General features: G+C 41.7%; 15 protein-coding genes. 6 read left to right on the top strand and 9 right to left on the bottom strand.

Going from position 1 to position 16,905, the window contains the following annotated elements; translation table 11 throughout:
- Positions 1-220: 220 nt before the first annotated feature.
- The 3 genes from ACE1CC_RS04215 to ACE1CC_RS04205 form a co-directional block, all read right to left on the bottom strand.
- A complete protein-coding gene (locus ACE1CC_RS04215) occupies positions 221-985 on the bottom strand; it encodes a Uma2 family endonuclease (protein ID WP_413269217.1) in 765 nt (254 codons plus the stop codon).
- 195 nt (positions 986-1,180) lie between these two features.
- Positions 1,181-2,968, bottom strand: a complete 1,788-nt coding sequence (gene aspS / locus ACE1CC_RS04210) for an aspartate--tRNA ligase (RefSeq protein ID WP_413269216.1) — start codon at positions 2,966-2,968, stop codon at positions 1,181-1,183.
- Positions 2,969-3,232: 264 nt separating this feature from the next.
- Entirely contained in the window at positions 3,233-3,826 is a 594-nt protein-coding gene (locus ACE1CC_RS04205) for a hypothetical protein (protein WP_413269215.1), read from the bottom strand.
- Positions 3,827-3,958: 132 nt separating this feature from the next.
- On the opposite strand from ACE1CC_RS04205, the gene crcB reads away from it, so the two are divergent.
- Positions 3,959-4,366 carry a fluoride efflux transporter CrcB gene (crcB, locus tag ACE1CC_RS04200; protein WP_413269214.1) on the top strand — a complete coding sequence of 136 codons (408 nt, stop codon included), beginning with the start codon at positions 3,959-3,961 and terminating at the stop codon, positions 4,364-4,366.
- Positions 4,367-4,591: 225 nt separating this feature from the next.
- Positions 4,592-6,334 carry a WD40 domain-containing protein gene (locus ACE1CC_RS04195; RefSeq protein WP_413269213.1) on the top strand — a complete coding sequence of 581 codons (1,743 nt, stop codon included), beginning with the start codon at positions 4,592-4,594 and terminating at the stop codon, positions 6,332-6,334.
- Positions 6,335-6,355: 21 nt separating this feature from the next.
- On the opposite strand, the gene ACE1CC_RS04190 is transcribed toward ACE1CC_RS04195, so the two are convergent.
- The 6 genes from ACE1CC_RS04190 to ACE1CC_RS04165 form a co-directional block, all read right to left on the bottom strand.
- Positions 6,356-6,532, bottom strand: a complete 177-nt coding sequence (locus ACE1CC_RS04190; RefSeq protein ID WP_413269212.1) for a hypothetical protein — start codon at positions 6,530-6,532, stop codon at positions 6,356-6,358.
- 175 nt (positions 6,533-6,707) lie between these two features.
- Complete coding sequence (locus ACE1CC_RS04185) at positions 6,708-7,070, bottom strand: hypothetical protein (protein WP_413269211.1); 363 nt, start codon at positions 7,068-7,070, stop codon at positions 6,708-6,710.
- Positions 7,071-7,114: 44 nt separating this feature from the next.
- A complete protein-coding gene (locus ACE1CC_RS04180) occupies positions 7,115-7,261 on the bottom strand; it encodes a hypothetical protein (protein ID WP_413269210.1) in 147 nt (48 codons plus the stop codon).
- A 248-nt stretch (positions 7,262-7,509) separates the two neighbouring features.
- A complete protein-coding gene (locus ACE1CC_RS04175; protein WP_413269219.1) occupies positions 7,510-7,764 on the bottom strand; it encodes a hypothetical protein in 255 nt (84 codons plus the stop codon).
- Positions 7,765-7,929: 165 nt separating this feature from the next.
- Positions 7,930-9,114, bottom strand: a complete 1,185-nt coding sequence (locus ACE1CC_RS04170; RefSeq protein WP_413269209.1) for a M20 family metallopeptidase — start codon at positions 9,112-9,114, stop codon at positions 7,930-7,932.
- A 172-nt stretch (positions 9,115-9,286) separates the two neighbouring features.
- The gene (locus ACE1CC_RS04165) at positions 9,287-11,266 is read right to left on the bottom strand and encodes a calcium-binding protein (RefSeq protein ID WP_413269208.1); all 1,980 of its coding nucleotides are present in this window, start codon (positions 11,264-11,266) and stop codon (positions 9,287-9,289) included.
- Between the two features lie 492 nt (positions 11,267-11,758).
- Between ACE1CC_RS04165 and ACE1CC_RS04160 the strand changes: the two genes are divergently transcribed.
- From ACE1CC_RS04160 to glmS, 4 genes are all read left to right on the top strand, one after another.
- Complete coding sequence (locus ACE1CC_RS04160) at positions 11,759-13,423, top strand: protein kinase domain-containing protein (protein ID WP_413269207.1); 1,665 nt, start codon at positions 11,759-11,761, stop codon at positions 13,421-13,423.
- 58 nt (positions 13,424-13,481) lie between these two features.
- On the top strand, positions 13,482-13,991 hold the full coding sequence (locus ACE1CC_RS04155) for a hypothetical protein (protein ID WP_413269206.1): 510 nt from the start codon (positions 13,482-13,484) through the stop codon (positions 13,989-13,991).
- Positions 13,992-14,255: 264 nt separating this feature from the next.
- Positions 14,256-14,501: a photosystem I iron-sulfur center protein PsaC gene (psaC, locus tag ACE1CC_RS04150; RefSeq protein ID WP_013320503.1), complete on the top strand. Its 246-nt coding sequence runs from the start codon at positions 14,256-14,258 to the stop codon at positions 14,499-14,501.
- 268 nt (positions 14,502-14,769) lie between these two features.
- Positions 14,770-16,671, top strand: a complete 1,902-nt coding sequence (glmS, locus tag ACE1CC_RS04145; protein WP_413269205.1) for a glutamine--fructose-6-phosphate transaminase (isomerizing) — start codon at positions 14,770-14,772, stop codon at positions 16,669-16,671.
- The last annotated feature ends 234 nt before the right edge of the window (positions 16,672-16,905 follow it).

Genomic DNA, 16,905 nt, shown 5'->3' with positions numbered 1-16,905 from the left:
GTTGTGAAAACCAGGGCGGGGAGGGGGGCCCCCCCCCAACAGTTTAGAGGTTGTGTTGGGGGGGGGCTCCGGCCCCCCCAAACCGTAGGTTACGAGTATATAATTATTTTTTTTGGCCTGCATAGTTATTGGTTTTAATGTTTTTGTGGGGGTGCCTTCACCCCCCCCAAAACATACCTTTTTTGGTTGGGGGGGTTGCCCCCCCCCCCCGCCCTGGTTTTCACAACTCAGGTTCAACTCCCAAAGCACGCAATTGTGCAGCTAATCTTTCAGCACGTTGGCGTTCTTGTTCCGCACGTTGGCGTTCTTGTTCCGCACGTTGACTTTCTAATTGTGCTCTTTCGTCACCAGTTAACAACAAATTACCTTGATTATCCCACCAACGTAACCAAGGCAATTCAGTATTTTGATATTGACCTTGCCAAATTCCCAATTCTACATTTAAATGAGGAATGGGAAAATGTTCGCGTTCGTTAGCAGATACTAATTGATAGGAACCTGCGATTAACTCATAAACTTCTACTGTGGCTAATCTCACTTCGTAAATTGCATAAAAAGGCACTCTAATTGCTTGTTCGTAAACCCAAAATTTCCCAGTAATCGGAGTTCTATCTCTTTCTTCTGCACCATCACCAGAAACAAATTCGATCGCAATTAAAGGCGCAACATACTCTTGCCAAAGTACGTAAGAACGGCGCATTTGTCCATTTAAATTCGGTGGAACATTTGGCACATAAAACCAATCAGGTGAAACAGCGCCTCTTAATGGTTCTTCTGTAATTCGCCAATAAATTCCGCTATCTTGACCGATGCAATATTGCCCATTAGGATGTAAATTTTGTAAGACAGGTGTAATGGAGTCAGTTAGTAGGATACTTTGGGGATGTTCCTGAAAGTTTTTCACAAATGTTCCGTCAGACTCAGGTAATTGTGTGTGATCTGGTAAAGATTTCGGTAAACCTAAAGAAGCATAAGTTTCAGTCATCTCGACCCCCAGCATTAAGTAATAATTCAAGTTGCTAGTTATAAGCTTAGATCCCCCCTAACCCCCCTTACCAAGGGGGGAACCGGATACCCTCTTTAATAAGGGGTGAACCGGATTGAAAATCTTCCTGTTTTGGGTTTGGGTAAATCGAATTCAAAGTCCCCCTTATTAAGGGGGATTTAGGGGGATCTAAATTTAAGTTTTCGGTTTGTAAGTTGATTGCACTTGCAATTCTTTCAATTGTTTTTCATCTACGTTAGATGGTGCATTTGTTAACAAACAACTTGCTTGTTGTGTCTTCGGAAATGCTATTACATCCCGAATTGATTCCTCACCAGCTAATAGCATTACCCAACGATCTAAACCGTAGGCGATTCCCCCGTGAGGCGGGGTGCCATATTCAAATGCTTCTAGCAAAAAGCCAAATTTATTGCGTGCTTCTTCAGGGGATAAACCGATCGCCTCAAACACTCTCTCCTGCACATCCCGCTGATAAATCCGGCAACTTCCCCCACCAACTTCTACACCGTTATACACCAAATCGTAAGCTTGCGCTTTGGCATTTTTCAAATCATTTATATCTTCCGGTTTTGGTGCGGTAAATGGGTGGTGTAATGCTTCTAAACGCTGTTCTTCTTCGTTCCATTCAAACATCGGGAAATCTGTCACCCAAAGCAGGTTAATTTTACTTCGATCGATTAAACCTAATTGTTGTGCAATTACCTGACGTAATCTATCCAAAGTTTTATTTACTACCTCAGTTTTGTCAGCAGCAAATAATAATAAATGACCGGGTTTTGCATCTGTACGATCGAGTAATTCCTGCTTTTGTTCCTCGGTCAAATTATCTTTAATTGCGCCAATAGTGTCAATTTCTCCGTTGTCGCGCACGCGGATATAAGCTAAACCTTTTGCACCTGCTTCGCTAGCTTCTTTAAACAAGTCGCCACCGGGTTTAATTCGCACATTAGAAATGGCATCATTTCCGCCGGGAATTGGCAAAACTTTTACCATTCCGCCAGATGCGATCGCACTCGCAAACACCTTAAATCCCGAATCTTTAAACAAATCGGAAACATTTACTAACTCTAAATCATAGCGAGTATCGGGTTTATCGCAACCATAACGATCCATCGCTTCCGCATAAGTTAGGCGCAAGAAAGGTCGAGGTAATTCAATTCCTTTAATTGTTCGGAAAACATGACAAACTAAATCTTCATTCAGTTGCAAAATCTCTGGTTGCGACATGAAACTCATTTCCATGTCTAACTGAGTAAATTCAGGTTGTCTATCAGCGCGTAAATCTTCATCGCGGAAACAACGCGCAATTTGATAGTATCGATCGAACCCCGAAACCATCAACAACTGTTTAAATAATTGCGGAGACTGAGGTAAAGCATACCATTCCCCCGGATTAACGCGACTCGGTACCAAATAATCTCTCGCACCTTCAGGAGTGGAACGAGTCAAAATCGGGGTTTCAATTTCAATAAAACCCTTTTCATCTTCTAAATGACGACGAATTGCTTTGACAACTTGGTGCCGAAGTTGTAAATTAGCAGTCATGCGATCGCGTCGCAAATCCAAATACCGATACTTCAGACGCAACTCTTCCCGGACAGCTTCCTCGTCCGCCGTTGACACCTGGAACGGCATCTGCTTATATACTTGATTGAGTAACTCCAGTTCATCGGCGTAAACTTCCACCTCACCAGTGGGAATACGTGGATTGAGAGAATCTGCTGGACGTGGCGTTACCCGACCAGTAATTTTTACCACATACTCGTTACGCATCTTCTCAGCAAGTTGATATGAATTCGGAGTGCGTGCGGGATCGCTGACAATTTGGACAATCCCAGAGCGATCGCGCAAATCTAAAAATATCACACCCCCGTGATCGCGGCGACGATCCACCCATCCATAAAGAGTGACCGTTTCTCCCACATTGTAACTTCGGAGTTGACCGCAATAATGACTTCGCATACCTGTTGATGTAAAATTCAAACACTAAAAATTGGAAAACTTCACCATTATGCCCTATTGCGGGGGTGACTGGGGACTGGGGATTGGGGACTAGGAAAGTTTTGAGTTTTGAGTTTTGAGTTTTAAGTTTTGAGTTAGTTTGGGGAGTTTTGAGTTGTCCCCTAGTCCCCTAGTCCCCTTATCCCCTAGTCCCCAGTCCCCTTATCCCCTAGTCCCCAGTCCCCAGTCCCCAGTCCCCAGTCCCCAGTCCCCAGTCCCCAACTACTATTTGTCCTTGGGAACAGAAGCGATCAAATCGTTCCAAGCTTTTTTCGCAGCATCCGTCAACTGAGTTCCCAGAGACTCGATTTCGCTAACGAATGAGTGCCAGTTTTTATCTGTTTGTTGTTGCAAATCTTGCACAGTTTGTGCAACTTTTTCTTTTTCAATCAGTTTATTTTGTTCCACTGATTCTCTAGTTTTTCGTACAGCTTCTAAATATTTCTCGCGGCTAAGTTCACTCCACTCTTTCGTCATTTCCACTGCTTTAGTTCTGAGTGCTTCAAACGTTTGCCAGTTTTTATCCGCTTCCTTCTGCACTAACTGACTTGTCTGTTCGATGCGTTCTTTTGCCTCAGTTTGATTTTGTTCTAAGATGTTTTGTGCGCCAGAAACAGCGTTTAGATAACCTTCGCGGATTAATTCTGTAGCTGTTTGCCATTCTTCTTGTGCGCGGTTTTTAATTGCTTCAAACAGTGCGATCGTTTCTTTAATTACATCATCATTGGTATCCGGCTTTTCCTGTTTTACCAGATCGGTAGTCTCAGGGGGAACTTCTACGATCGCAGATTCAGGAGGAATTGTTTGTTCTGTGTTCATGGGTTGTTGCTCCTAAAAATTTATTTATGATAATTTCTTCTGACTTCTTAAATTAACTCTCAACAAATTCTCATTTATTTTGTTTCCTAATTTACAAAACTGTGTTTTTCCAGATAAATTTACTTACAGTTTATGCTTTTACCTCAAATGCTGCAAGATCCCAATTTTCGCGCTCCCTTGGCTATTAGTTTAGGTGCGATCGCAGGTGCCCTCAGTCGCTACTATATTACCTTATACTTCCTGCAACGTTTTGGGTCTAATTTTCCTTTCGGAACCTTTTTTGTCAATCTTAGTGGCTGCTTCGGCATGGGATTTTTTGTCACCTTAGCCAGCCAAGTAATAAATGTACCTCCCGAATTGCGACTATTAGCAACTACAGGCTTCTTGGGTGCTTACACGACCTTTTCTACATACGGACTAGATACTATGAATATTTGGGAATCGGGAAATTATTCAACAGCGATTTTTTACTGGTTAGGGAGTGCAATCTTCGGAATATTTTGCTTGTATCTTGGCGTAATTTTAGCTAAATTGCTCTAAATTAGAGCAGCTTGCTGGTACATAAGACACAGAATTTCGGGTTTTGGGGAACTCCCGAACAGAGAACAACCAACAGAACATAAAATTTGGTGGTAGTGAACGTTTCTGAAAAACGCTCTCACTTTCAACTACGCTGGGGAAAACTTGAGAAATTGTGTCGCTATGACATTTCTCGGTTGCCAAGACTGATATCATGCAAAAGGCAGCAAGTGTCAAAAGTGTTAAATGTCGAACAACTATAATCGGCTAGAAATGGTAGAATATGCCGCCGTCGTAGGCACGATCGCAGGAGCGATGGTAGCTGTCATTAGCGGCAAAATCATCTATTTGGCAGTACCTCTGTCAGCTTCAGTGTTAGTCAACTTAGTCAACCGTCGCCGTTTTGAGTTGCTAAGTAGAAATAGCAGCAATGCAGCGATGATGCGCCTTTATCGGCAACTCGCAGTAGATATCCAAACTTTACAAGCAGTGACGCGAACTTTAGCCTCTGGGGGAGAAGCGAATTATTTAGGTATTGCCAAGCAGACGGCGCAAATGCAAGATTTTATTGCTTCTTTACTGGGAGCAAAAATGAATCCCATTCATCAAGAAATAGGAGAACTTAGGGATCGATACAGCAGTTTAGAGGATTCCTTAAGTAGTGTAGTGCAGTATCTCAATAACACTTCTCTGGCACCGCGATTAGATAATTTAGAGCAAACTGTAAAACAGTTTGCTGACAGAATGGGAGATGTTTCTTTACCTCCTGAACAATGGTTAATTGCACAAATAGAAGATTTAAAACAACAAGTTAGAGAATTACAGCTTCAGAGAACAAAAGTAGACAACCGCCAACAAAGAATTGCTGAATATTCCCAAATTGAGTCATGGTTAATGTGTAAGTTGGATGAACTCAAACGACAAGTGCAAGAAATTCAAAAATCTCTGGGAGTAGCATCACCAAAAGCTCAAAAATCAGCGAAAATTTTCCCCGATCGGGAACCACATTTACCTTTTGCCAGTTTGCCATCACAAACTTATCATCCTCAACCTGCAATTGCTACTACTGTGCAACCGTTAACTTCCCCCATTTCCTTGGCAAAATGGGATTGTGTTCAGACAATAGCCGCGCATTCTGACTGGGTATCTGCGGTGATTTTTGCGGCGGATATGTCAAAGATTATTAGTGGAAGTTTCGATCGCACTCTGAAAGTTTGGAATTATCAAACAGGAGAATTAATTCGGGTAATTTCGGAAAATACTGGTGCAGTTTATGCTCTAGCTTTCAGTGACAATCTTAATTTACTCGCTCAGGGTGGTTCAGAACAAAATATTAAACTTTGGGAAATAGAAACAGGTGCTTTAGTCGAAATTTGTAAAGAACATAGTGGCTCGGTAAGAGCAATTGCTATTAATTATAATGGACAAATTCTCGCAAGTGGTAGTTATGATGGCACAATTAAGTTATGGGAGTTAGAAACTGCTAAGGAAATTAAAACTTTTACTAAACATTCTGGCGCAGTTAGCGCGATCGCTTTTAGTCCAGATGGAGAAATTCTCGCCAGCGGTGGCGGCGATGGCATGATTAAATTGTGGCATTGGAACACTGGACAACTATTGCACAGTTTAGCTGGCGATTTAGGCGTAATTGGCTCAATTGCTTTTCATCCCACAGAACCCATGTTAGTCACTGCTAGTAGCGATCGCACTATCAAATTATGGCATTTGGGCACTCGCGATCGTCTTTATACTTTCATCAGTCACACAGGTGGCGTTACTTCTGTTTGCTTTAGTCCTGATGGCAAAACTCTCTTTAGTGCCAGTGTTGATGGTTCCATTATCATCTGGGATTTAGCCAGTGGTAAACCTTTAACTACCTTGTTGTTTGAACCTGCACAAGCGATCGTTTCAATGGCACTGGGTAAAAATGGTCAAACTCTAGCTGCTGGAAGTGTCAATGGCACTCTAAAAATTTGGCAACTTAATTGAGTTAACTAGGTTTTGGCTGAATCAGCGAGTTCCAGAACCTATATTACTATCTGGTCCACCTTTATTCGGTGGCTCGTAGTCCATCCTTTTTATCAAACCATGAATATCTACACTAGCCGCAGTTACAGCATGGATATTAATTAGCTGTATTCCCAGAATCAGAGTCATCGCACTTAGCAAATTAATTGTTAACCCCATAACAGTCACCTCAACAGAATATACATTTAAATATCGGCTATTGAGCTAACTGATAGAGTGATGAAAGCTAGCGGGAATTGTGACAATTTGATGACAAATGAGTGATGAGATTGTGTAAACTAACCCGCTTTGATCCCTCATTATCAGTGATGATTATCACAAATTTCCATCGCCATTACTTCACCCAACCTATCGAGCGAGAAGCCAATAACCACACCTGTGTTAACAATTGTCTCATACTTGTCCGATTAACGATCGCCCAAAAGTTAATTGTCAAGCAGACGCTACCCAGCGTCAGCAAAATGTAAGTTGGTAGCATCACTACCCCTACCATAAACCAGGTAAAGACGTGCAAAATCATTACCACAGCTAGCATTGTCGCCATTGTAATTGCTGGAACTAACTGCACCCAGGAACGATTTAATCCCACCAGGATCGTAGTCTGCAAAGTTGCTAATAAGTTGGCGGGTACTAGAAACGCACAGATAGCAGCACAGTTGAGGCGAGAAAATTCGCAAAGATGATGAAAATCAAACATTTAATATGACTCGTAATGAATTAAGAAACACTTGCAATAAGGTTCTACATCTTGTCTTTGGTAGTCCAAATATTGGTGAACATCATTAACATCCCGCCGATTAATAAGGCGATCGCCAGTCCACCTGCTATTACATTCTGCCAATCTACATTTTCCATGTTATTTTTTAATTCCTTTGACGCTGCTTTCACCTTACCGCATTTTTCCCTCAGCCGTGAGTCAGTTTTATATTTATTTTCTTATTGCTGTCAATCAGCGTATTTAAATATACAATAGATTGCTTGTGCAAAACCAGTTATTTTAAACTAGTAATAAATCTAGATAATTTTCCATATATTTAGTAAATTGTGTCAAAGGTATGAGCAGAAGGAAGCGATCGAAAATGAGGAAAATTTTTTGATTTTATCCTCTCCCCTGCTCCCAAAGTTCCTCTGCGCCTTTATAAATCCGTTGGACTTTCAGGCGCAATATCAAAACCACCTTCTTGTCTAAGTGTTTGCTGACTAGTAATTAAATCACTTAATTCGTGAATTTCTACCCCAATATCCTGACAAGCTTTTTTCAGTTCCGCCTGAAAAGCATTAATATTTTTCCCATAACCACAAAGCTCGGTTGCCGTTTCAATTCCCTGTTTAGCATTAGCTTTAGCACAATCAATTAATTCTATGCCATGTAGTTGACTTTGAGATGCCATAAACGTAAATTTCCGACTAACTTGTTCTACCAGGACTTTAATTTTCGCAGTAAAAGTATTCATCTGCCCTTGGTGTGATATAGTTCGTTGTAACGACTTGGGTCGTTTCCTGACAAAATAATATGACTAAAGTTCTGACAACGAACAGAAATAAACACCAAAATTTTATTTTTTCGCTTGATGCCAATATTTGTAAGCAGAATAGGCGAGAGTAACGACACCAGTAATAATTGCTGATTCATCAATTTGAAATTGGGGATGATGCAGGGGATAATTATGTTTATCTTTAAACCCGACACCCAAGCGGAACATTGAACCGGGAACCTTTTCCAAATAGCGAGAAAAATCTTCTGCACCTAACGAAGGTTCAGGGAGAATAATAATACTATCACTACCCCAAGCTTCCCTAGCTGATTGCTCCAATAATTTGGTTAACATTGGGTCATTGAGTACACCCGGAACACCCTGTTTATAGGAAACTTGATATTGAGCGCCGTAAGTTTTACAAACATTAGCAACAATTTGTTCAATCCAATTTGGTAAAGCTTCGCGACTTTCTGGATGGAGCGATCGCACAGTCCCCAACAACTTTACCTCATCAGCAATCACATTGGGAGCACGACCCCCAACAATTTTACCGATCGTCACCACCACCGGACGCAGCGGATTTTGGGTGCGACTAATAGCTTGTTGCAAAGAAGTAATTACTTGAGAAGCAATCCAAATCGCATCGATCGCTTCATGAGGTCTAGCACCATGACCCGACTCACCAATTATAATAATTTCCAAATCATCTGCCGCAGCTGTCAGGGCACCATAACGAATCCCCACAGAACCCGCAGGAATAGAAGGAAAAACGTGCAAACTTAAAATTCCTGACACTCCATTTAATGCACCATCTTCTACCATCCACCTAGCGCCTTGAGCAACTTCTTCCGCTGGTTGAAACAAAAAACGCACATTTCCGGTAAAGTTTTCTCCCAACTGCGCCAAAACCATTGCTGTCCCCAAACCCACAGTTGTATGCACATCATGACCGCAAGCGTGCATCACTCCCGCTTCACTGGAACTATAATCTAAACCAGTGCGTTCGTGAATTGGCAAAGCATCCAAATCGGTACGAATTGCTAAAATGCGATCGCTCTGACTATCACCCCGAAGATCTCCTACCACTCCAGTTTTACCCACACCCTGTTGAGCATGAATACCGTAGGAAGACAACACCCCAGCAACATAAGCAGAAGTTTGATACTCCTGACCACTTAATTCTGGGTGAGAGTGAATATGACGACGAATTTCAATCAGACGAGGTGCTAATTTAGTCGCTATTTCTTTAATATCAGCAAGCATGGATAAAGTTAGTTTTAGTTGTGATGCCTTTTTAACATGATAAAGAATTGTTCTGGAAACTGAAATGGCAAAAAAATAGCGATCGCATTTCTCAATTTAGTAGAGTGCGATCGCCATCCAATTTAAGGTTCAGTTAGTAGCGATTCATCGATCGTCTACTCTGACTCAATCCTTAAGATTTGCTTTTAACTTTGAAACCAGCAGAACTCAGACGGTTGCTAATTTTCACCTTCAGTCCAGAACTAATACCCACAACCTTAGTTAGTTCCTGTAAGCTAGAACCACCAAAAGAAGAAGGTAAGTTACCCAAACCAACAGTAAAGTTTTTCACCGACAGCGAAGAACTGCTGAAGATAGTCAACTGGAACTCTTGACTAATCGCTAAAGTTGTGTAGTAAGTCCCACTCGCCGTTGTACCAGTCTTAGTCACAGCACTAAATAGTTCTTCAGAATTACCATAACCAAAACCAGCAATCTGGATTACATCTTCCTGAGCATTGAAATCGTAAATCACATCCTGACCAAACTGCTTAGTTCCACCAGTCAAGGAGTCAGCACCACCAGACATGGAATCACCGCCAGTACCGCCAGTCATGGTGTCACCACCAGTACCGCCAGTCATGGTGTCGCCAGTACCGTCATCATCATCATCATCATCGTCATCATCGTCATCATCGTCATCGTCGTCACCCCCACCACCAGGTAAGCTACCGACACGCAATGAATCAATGATAAAGATGTCTTTACCAGCGCCACCGTAGAGAGTATCTTTACCAGCGCCACCGTACATCACATCATCGCCATCGCCGCCGAAGAGAACATCATCTCCATCATCACCATAGAGAGTATCGTTCCCATCACCGCCGACTAAGATATCTTTCTCTTTACCACCGATAAGGTAGTCATCTCCCTCACCACCGTAAAGGAAATTCTTACCACCACCACCGACGAGGACATCTTTACCGCTTTCACCAACTAGAATGTCATCCCCATCATCACCTTGTACTAGGTCATCACCAGCGCCACCAAATACTAGGTCGCTACCAGCGCCACCAAATACTAGGTCATCGCCGCTATCGCCAAAGACGTAATCATTACCTGCACCGCCTTTGACATTATCATCGCCGCCACTGCCAGAAACTAGGTCATTGCCATCTAGTCCATCTAGGCGATCGGCGATCGCTTTACCCAATAGTAAATCATCTCTGTTAGTCGCCAGCGTAGTTTGTGAGGAAGCAATTAAACCTTGTTGCTGACCTTTTGCCAGGAATTGTTCTAGAGGATTCTTAAACAATCCTTTGCTAAGGTCTTGTTGTACCTGTGGATTTAGGTCAGTATACAGGCTAGCCTCAAACCTGGAACTAATGAAACGCCGTTCTTTGAAAGCGACACCAACAATATGTTCAAAAGCAGTAGTCGTTCCTGCTCTAACTGCTTCGGCTACATCCTGATTAACTTGAAGATATTCTGCAACACTGATAGCGCGATTGAACTCACGGCTTTCTCTAATACCAATATTTACCCAGTGGTTAAAAGCGCTAACAATTTGACCTTTATTCTTTGCTTCTGCAATATCAGGATTGGTTTCTAAATAATATGCCTCGTCAAAATAAGGAGTTGGAATATCTCCTTCTGATGCACCTTTTGTTACGAAATATTGAAAGGCACTAACAACTTCTCCCCTTTGGATGGCTTGTTGTACCTTAACGTTAGTACTTTCATAGTAAGTAGTATTAAAAAAGAAACTAACGGTACGATATGTTTCTGTACTGCTAACTTTTAGAGCGTGTTCTAAAGCTCCAGTTAGTCCTTTACTCGCTGCCTCTTTAACATCTGGATTCCTTTCCAAATATTGTCTGGCATTAAAGAAGCGATTGCCAGTTTCCCGTGCTTCTTTGTCACCGAATTCTTCGTAATGTTTACTGACGCTGGTTATTTTACCTTCTTTAAATGCTTGGTCAACGTCAGTGTTCAAGGCGCGATATTCTTCAGGATCAAAAGCTAAAGAAGCTTGACGGTCTTCGTTTTTGCCGAGCAATTCATAGTGTTCTCTAGCACTCTGGAACTCGCCTCTTTTAATCGCTTCGTCAACATCTTTGTACTTTTCGCGGTAAAATTTCTCGTCGCAAAGGTCTGCTAAGTTTAAAGACATACAATCTCTCTCCGAAATCTGTATAGTTTACTACTTCTCTTTTTGGAATGAAGAGAAAATAGATGCACTAATTACCCGTAACTGACTGTATTCTACATGACTATGTTCCCGAATTTCGGAAAAAAATTTTAATTAATAGATGATATTTTTAGCCCCAGAACTGGGTAATATAGCTGTTATTCTTAATAACTCTTATGCACCGTAAAGTTAACATTGCGGTGGTATTTTCTGTCACTTTCGTTATTATCTCTATCTTAAGGTAGATGCTGAAAAAATCAAGCTAGAGGTTGATTGATGCAGTTAAGCTAACAGAAGTGACTCTAGAAATCGCATAAGCAGCCAATAACTCCTGAGATATTAGTTCCCCAATCTTGGCGAACTTTTTTACCAGAAGTTATCGATCGCCTTGCGGTTATGGTCAGTGTTTACGAAAGAAGATAGTAGTCTGTGGGTGACTCACGCCAAAAACCAAACTTAAAAATTTTTCATAATATGAGTTATTGCTTTAATCCTACTTGCGAACAACCCGAAAATCCTCAAGAAACAGAGGTTTGTTTAACTTGTAACTCGCCTTTATTGTTGAGAAAGCGTTATCGATCGCTTAAACTAATCGAAGCCGGAAGTTTTGGCAGAACCTTACTTTGTATAGACGCAGACAGACTAAACGCCCATTGTGTAATCAAGCAATTTTTTAAATGGCGTAAAATAGCAGATCCGATCGCCGCAATGGCAAGAGCCAGACAAATATTTGAGAAAGAAGCTAAACTATTACTGCAACTAGGAGAACATCCGCAAATTCCGACATTATTAGCTTGTTTCGAGGATGATAGCCGCTTGTACCTAGTACAAGAATTTATTGAAGGACAAAACTTATTAGACGAAATCTTAGAGCAAGGAACATTCAGCGAACAAAAAATTAGAAACTTATTAAACGATCTATTACCCGTTTTAAAATTCATCCATCAACATAACCTAGTGCATCGAGACATTAAACCAATGAATATAATTCGCCGCCAGAGCGATCGAAAATTAGTATTAGTAGACTTTGGTTTAGCGAAACTACTACATAGTAATTCCTGGGGAAAAACAGGTTCCCAATATGGAACAGAAGGCTATGCACCAATTGAACAAACTCGTGGTAAAGTTTATCCAGCCAGCGACTTATTTAGTTTAGGAGTCACCTGCATTCAGTTAGTTACGGGAACAGTAATAGAAGAACTTTACCAAGCAGAACAAGGCATTTGGGTATGGCGAGAATATCTCAGAGAAAGAGGCGCAGATGTTAGCGATAAACTAGCGCAAATTTTAAACAAATTAGTTAAAGACTCCCTCAAAGAACGCTACCAAAGCGCCAGTGAAGTCATGCAAGACTTACAAGAAAGCGCACCCAGATGGCAAACTATTAAAACCTTTAGCGGACATTTTGGAGTAGTAAACCGAGTCACCTTTAGCCCAGATGGAGAAACTGTAGCTAGCGGTAGTGAAGATAAAACCCTGAAAGTTTGGCATTTAGAAACAGGTGAATTAATCCAATCTGTAATCAGCGAATCTCAAGGCGTAAAATTTGCCGTTATCAGTCCTGATGGACAAATGCTAGCAAGTGGTAGTGGAGATAATTCAATTCAAATTTGGCAACTACCTACAGAAAAAATTCAACATACCTTAATTGGACATCTAGGCATAGTTAATCAAGTTGCTTTTAGTCCCAATGGACAAACTTTAATTAGTGGCAGTGCAGATAGTACAATTAAACTTTGGGACACCAATAGCGGAGAACTGCTGCACACCTTAACCGGACATTCGGCTGCTATAAAAACAGTTATCGTTAGTCCCGATGGGAAATTTGTCGTTAGTGGCAGTGAAGACAAAACCATTAAAATTTGGCATTTAGGTGGTGGAGTATTACTGCACACCTTAACAGAACATTCCCAAAGGATTAACTCTTTAGCTATTAGCCCCGATAATCAGTTACTCGCCAGTGGTAGCGCCGACAATACTATGAGAATTTGGCATTTAGCTACTGGCAAACTCATGGACATTCTCACTGGACATTCAGAAGCAGTACGTTCCGTAGCCTTTAGTCCCAATAGCAAAATTTTAGCCAGTGGCAGCGAAGACAGAACAATTAAGATTTGGGTATTAGGCAATGAAGACTAGGCACTAATTTTGTGCTGTTACACTTATATTAATCTCTCAAGCTTTCCCAGGATCAACTATGCCGCAAAAGAAGAGTGGGTGGGATTTATACGAAACAATTTCTCAAGACAACAGTCAATGCTCTTTGATTGTAGAACACACAGGCAAGCCCCTAACTATTTATTGGAAAAATACCAGCAATGGATACATGATTAGCTTCGAGGAATGTAAGTTCGAGAATATCAAAGGTACTTTCTTCTACGACAATAAGCCTTTAGAAATGCTTCATATTTACAATCGTAGTTGGACAACCAATAGTGGAGAGAGCAGCGACTCTCAAGAATGGTCTAATGTTTCAAATCTTCCCTGCACAACCTTAGTAAATGCTATCCTTAATCAGAAAATTCTTAAGATAGTAACCAAAAAGACTGAACCTGATATATGGGTATTTAAATCACATAATTATTGTCCTGCGCCTGCCGGAACTCCTATTGATTTAGCAATTAGTATATCGATTGAGTATACTTTTGATTTTAGCAATCTAAAGTGTACCTATAGCTACTACAGGGACGACGATTCCAGCACATGAAATCAGTGGTTGTGTAAATCTCTCCTTGTACCCTAGTCCTCCCAGTCCCCTTGTCCCCAGTCCCCAGTCCCCAGTCCCCAGCACCCTGAAACCCTGAAACCCTGATTCTTTCGATCAATTGTCAAGATCTTTAAAGTTTTGCTGAGTTTTGAGGAGTAGCTGAGAGGGTGTGCGGTAAACTAAGCTTTGATTCAAAGAAGCTTATTATTATCTGCTTCACCGCAGATGTCGCATTGTTGAGCCTTCGTTTGGAGTCTTTATTCCATGTCACATTCAGTAAAAATCTACGATACCTGTATTGGCTGCACTCAATGCGTCCGGGCTTGCCCCACTGACGTATTGGAGATGGTTCCCTGGGACGGCTGCAAAGCTGCTCAGATTGCCTCATCTCCGAGAACCCAAGACTGTGTTGGTTGCAAACGTTGCGAAACGGCTTGCCCCACAGACTTTTTGAGCATCCGAGTTTACTTGGGCGCTGAAACTACTCGCAGTATGGGCTTGGCCTACTAAGCTCTTGCATCCATAGTCCTGAGTGTTGAGTTGTGAAGATTCTTCCTTCCATCTGTTGAACTTCTGACTCGTACTCAGGACTAGTTATTTGGTGATAAAACAGGAACAGGGAACAGGGAACGGAACAGGCAATAGGGTGTAATTTCAGGGGATTTAGACCCTACTACCCAAAAGTCATTACTTACAGAAAACTTGACGTTATCTTGATAGCTCAGTAGTTTTGAGCAAGTAAGTATTGTTGTTTGGCAAGAGCAGGAGTGGTCGTGAAATGTGTGGAATTGTTGGCTATATTGGCACTCAGGCGGCTAGTGAGATTTTGTTAGCAGGATTAGAGAAGCTGGAATATCGGGGTTATGATTCTGCTGGCGTAGCTACTGTGAGGGAGGGAGATATTCACTGCGTCCGGGCTAAGGGGAAGTTGCAAAACCTGCGTGATAAGTTAGCGGGCGATGAAAATCCGGCGCAAATAGGGATTGGGCATACTCGCTGGGCTACTCATGGTAAGCCGGAAGAGTACAACGCACATCCACATACGGATACGGCGATGCGAGTGGCGGTGGTGCAAAATGGGATTGTGGAAAATTATCGGGAGTTGCGGGAAGAGTTAAAAAGTAGAGGGCATAAGTTTCGTTCCGATACGGATACGGAAGTGATTCCCCATTTAATTGCAGAGTTTTTAACTTTGTTGCCGAATAATTCTGCGGTTTCTGCTCATTCACGGTTTTTAGAAGCGGTGCGACAGGCGGTAAATAAGCTGGAGGGGGCGTTTGCTATTGCGGTAATTTCGGCTGATTTTCCTGATGAGTTAATTGTAGCGAGACAGCAGGCACCTTTGGCGATCGGATTCGGTTCAGGCGAGTTTTTCTGCGCTTCTGATACTCCGGCAATTGTACCTCATACTCGTGCGGTTTTAACTTTAGAAAATGGAGAATTAGCGCGGCTAACGCCTTTGGGTGTGGAGGTTTACAATTTTGCGGGTGATAGATTGAAGAAAACTCCCCGCACTTTGAATTGGAATCCGATATTAGTAGAAAAGCAAGGGTTCCGTCACTTCATGTTGAAAGAGATTTATGAACAACCGGGAGTGGTAAGAACTTGTTTGGAAGCTTATCTTGATAATGATTGGACTTCATCTAATGGGAAATCACCAATAAAATTGGATTTACCAACAGAATTTTGTGCAGATTTAGAACATATTCAAATTCTGGCTTGTGGTACTTCTTGGCACGCTGGTTTAGTGGGAAAATATTTGTTGGAACAGTTGGCGGGAGTTACGACGACTGTGCAGTATGCTTCGGAGTTTCGTTATGCACCGCCACCGTTAACTGCAAATACTTTAACTATTGGGGTAACACAATCAGGAGAAACGGCTGATACTTTGGCGGCTTTGTCAATGGAACAAACTCGAAGGTTAGGTAAATCTGAGGAGTTTAAGGCTAGATTGTTGGGAATTACTAATCGTCCAGAAAGTTCTCTTGGTCAATTAGTTTCTCACATTATTGATACCCATGCTGGTATTGAAATTGGGGTGGCGGCAACGAAAACTTTTTCGGCTCAGTTAATTGCTTTTTATTGTTTGGCGTTGGATTTAGCTTATCGAAGAAAGACTTTATCTGCTACTGCGATCGAGAAAATTGTGGATGATTTACGATTGCTACCAGCGCAAATTGAAATGGTTTTGGAAAGCCAAGAAAGATACATTGAAGAGTTGGCGCATGATTTTGCGGAGACGCAAGATTTTATCTTTTTAGGTCGGGGAATTAATTACCCAATTGCTTTGGAAGGGGCGCTGAAACTGAAGGAAATTAGTTATATTCATGCGGAAGGTTATCCGGCTGGGGAAATGAAGCATGGTCCGATCGCACTTTTAGATGCTAAAGTTCCAGTAGTTGCCATTGCCATGCCCGGTAGTCCCGTTTACGAAAAAGTAATTTCCAACGCCCAAGAAGCCAAAGCCCGCGATTCCCGCTTAATTGGCGTAACCGCTGCTAATGAAGGGGAAGAATCTGATGTTTTCGATCAGATTTTACCAGTTCCTTTAGTTGATGAATTATTGTCTCCCATTGTCACAGTAATTCCTTTGCAATTGTTGGCTTATCATATTGCTTCAAGAAGAGGTTTAGATGTAGACCAACCTCGGAATTTAGCCAAGTCGGTAACAGTTGAATAGGGGAAATATTCAATTTTACTGTGTTGTGGAGGAATAATAAAGTTAGACGATTAATAATAAAATTGTACAGTTTCAGGGGGCGGATGTATAAGCCCCCTTTAAAGGTTTTTTGTAGGCAGGATCATCAGGTAATAGAAGTAGGCTAAATTTGATCGTTACATAAATGATAGCGATCGCTCTTGCCAAACAACAAACTTATACTGTTCACGGTCATAGACTGAGCTTTTTTAAGCC

It is taken from the genome of Floridaenema aerugineum BLCC-F46, assembly GCF_041929345.1.
GTDB classification, from domain to species: Bacteria; Cyanobacteriota; Cyanobacteriia; order Cyanobacteriales; family Aerosakkonemataceae; genus Floridanema; species Floridanema aerugineum.
This window is presented reverse-complemented; position numbering and strand designations above follow the sequence as displayed.

Excerpts from the sequence above, each read along its gene's own strand:
- ACE1CC_RS04215 (WP_413269217.1), bottom strand. The coding sequence starts at position 985 with ATGACTGAAACTTATGCTTCTTTAGGTTTACCGAAATCTTTACCAGAT.
- aspS (WP_413269216.1), bottom strand. The coding sequence starts at position 2,968 with ATGCGAAGTCATTATTGCGGTCAACTCCGAAGTTACAATGTGGGAGAA.
- ACE1CC_RS04205 (WP_413269215.1), bottom strand. The coding sequence starts at position 3,826 with ATGAACACAGAACAAACAATTCCTCCTGAATCTGCGATCGTAGAAGTT.
- crcB (WP_413269214.1), top strand. The coding sequence starts at position 3,959 with ATGCTTTTACCTCAAATGCTGCAAGATCCCAATTTTCGCGCTCCCTTG.
- ACE1CC_RS04195 (WP_413269213.1), top strand. The coding sequence starts at position 4,592 with ATGTCGAACAACTATAATCGGCTAGAAATGGTAGAATATGCCGCCGTC.
- ACE1CC_RS04190 (WP_413269212.1), bottom strand. The coding sequence starts at position 6,532 with ATGGGGTTAACAATTAATTTGCTAAGTGCGATGACTCTGATTCTGGGA.
- ACE1CC_RS04185 (WP_413269211.1), bottom strand. The coding sequence starts at position 7,070 with ATGTTTGATTTTCATCATCTTTGCGAATTTTCTCGCCTCAACTGTGCT.
- ACE1CC_RS04175 (WP_413269219.1), bottom strand. The coding sequence starts at position 7,764 with ATGGCATCTCAAAGTCAACTACATGGCATAGAATTAATTGATTGTGCT.
- ACE1CC_RS04170 (WP_413269209.1), bottom strand. The coding sequence starts at position 9,114 with ATGCTTGCTGATATTAAAGAAATAGCGACTAAATTAGCACCTCGTCTG.
- ACE1CC_RS04165 (WP_413269208.1), bottom strand. The coding sequence starts at position 11,266 with ATGTCTTTAAACTTAGCAGACCTTTGCGACGAGAAATTTTACCGCGAA.
- ACE1CC_RS04160 (WP_413269207.1), top strand. The coding sequence starts at position 11,759 with ATGAGTTATTGCTTTAATCCTACTTGCGAACAACCCGAAAATCCTCAA.
- ACE1CC_RS04155 (WP_413269206.1), top strand. The coding sequence starts at position 13,482 with ATGCCGCAAAAGAAGAGTGGGTGGGATTTATACGAAACAATTTCTCAA.
- psaC (WP_013320503.1), top strand. The coding sequence starts at position 14,256 with ATGTCACATTCAGTAAAAATCTACGATACCTGTATTGGCTGCACTCAA.
- glmS (WP_413269205.1), top strand. The coding sequence starts at position 14,770 with ATGTGTGGAATTGTTGGCTATATTGGCACTCAGGCGGCTAGTGAGATT.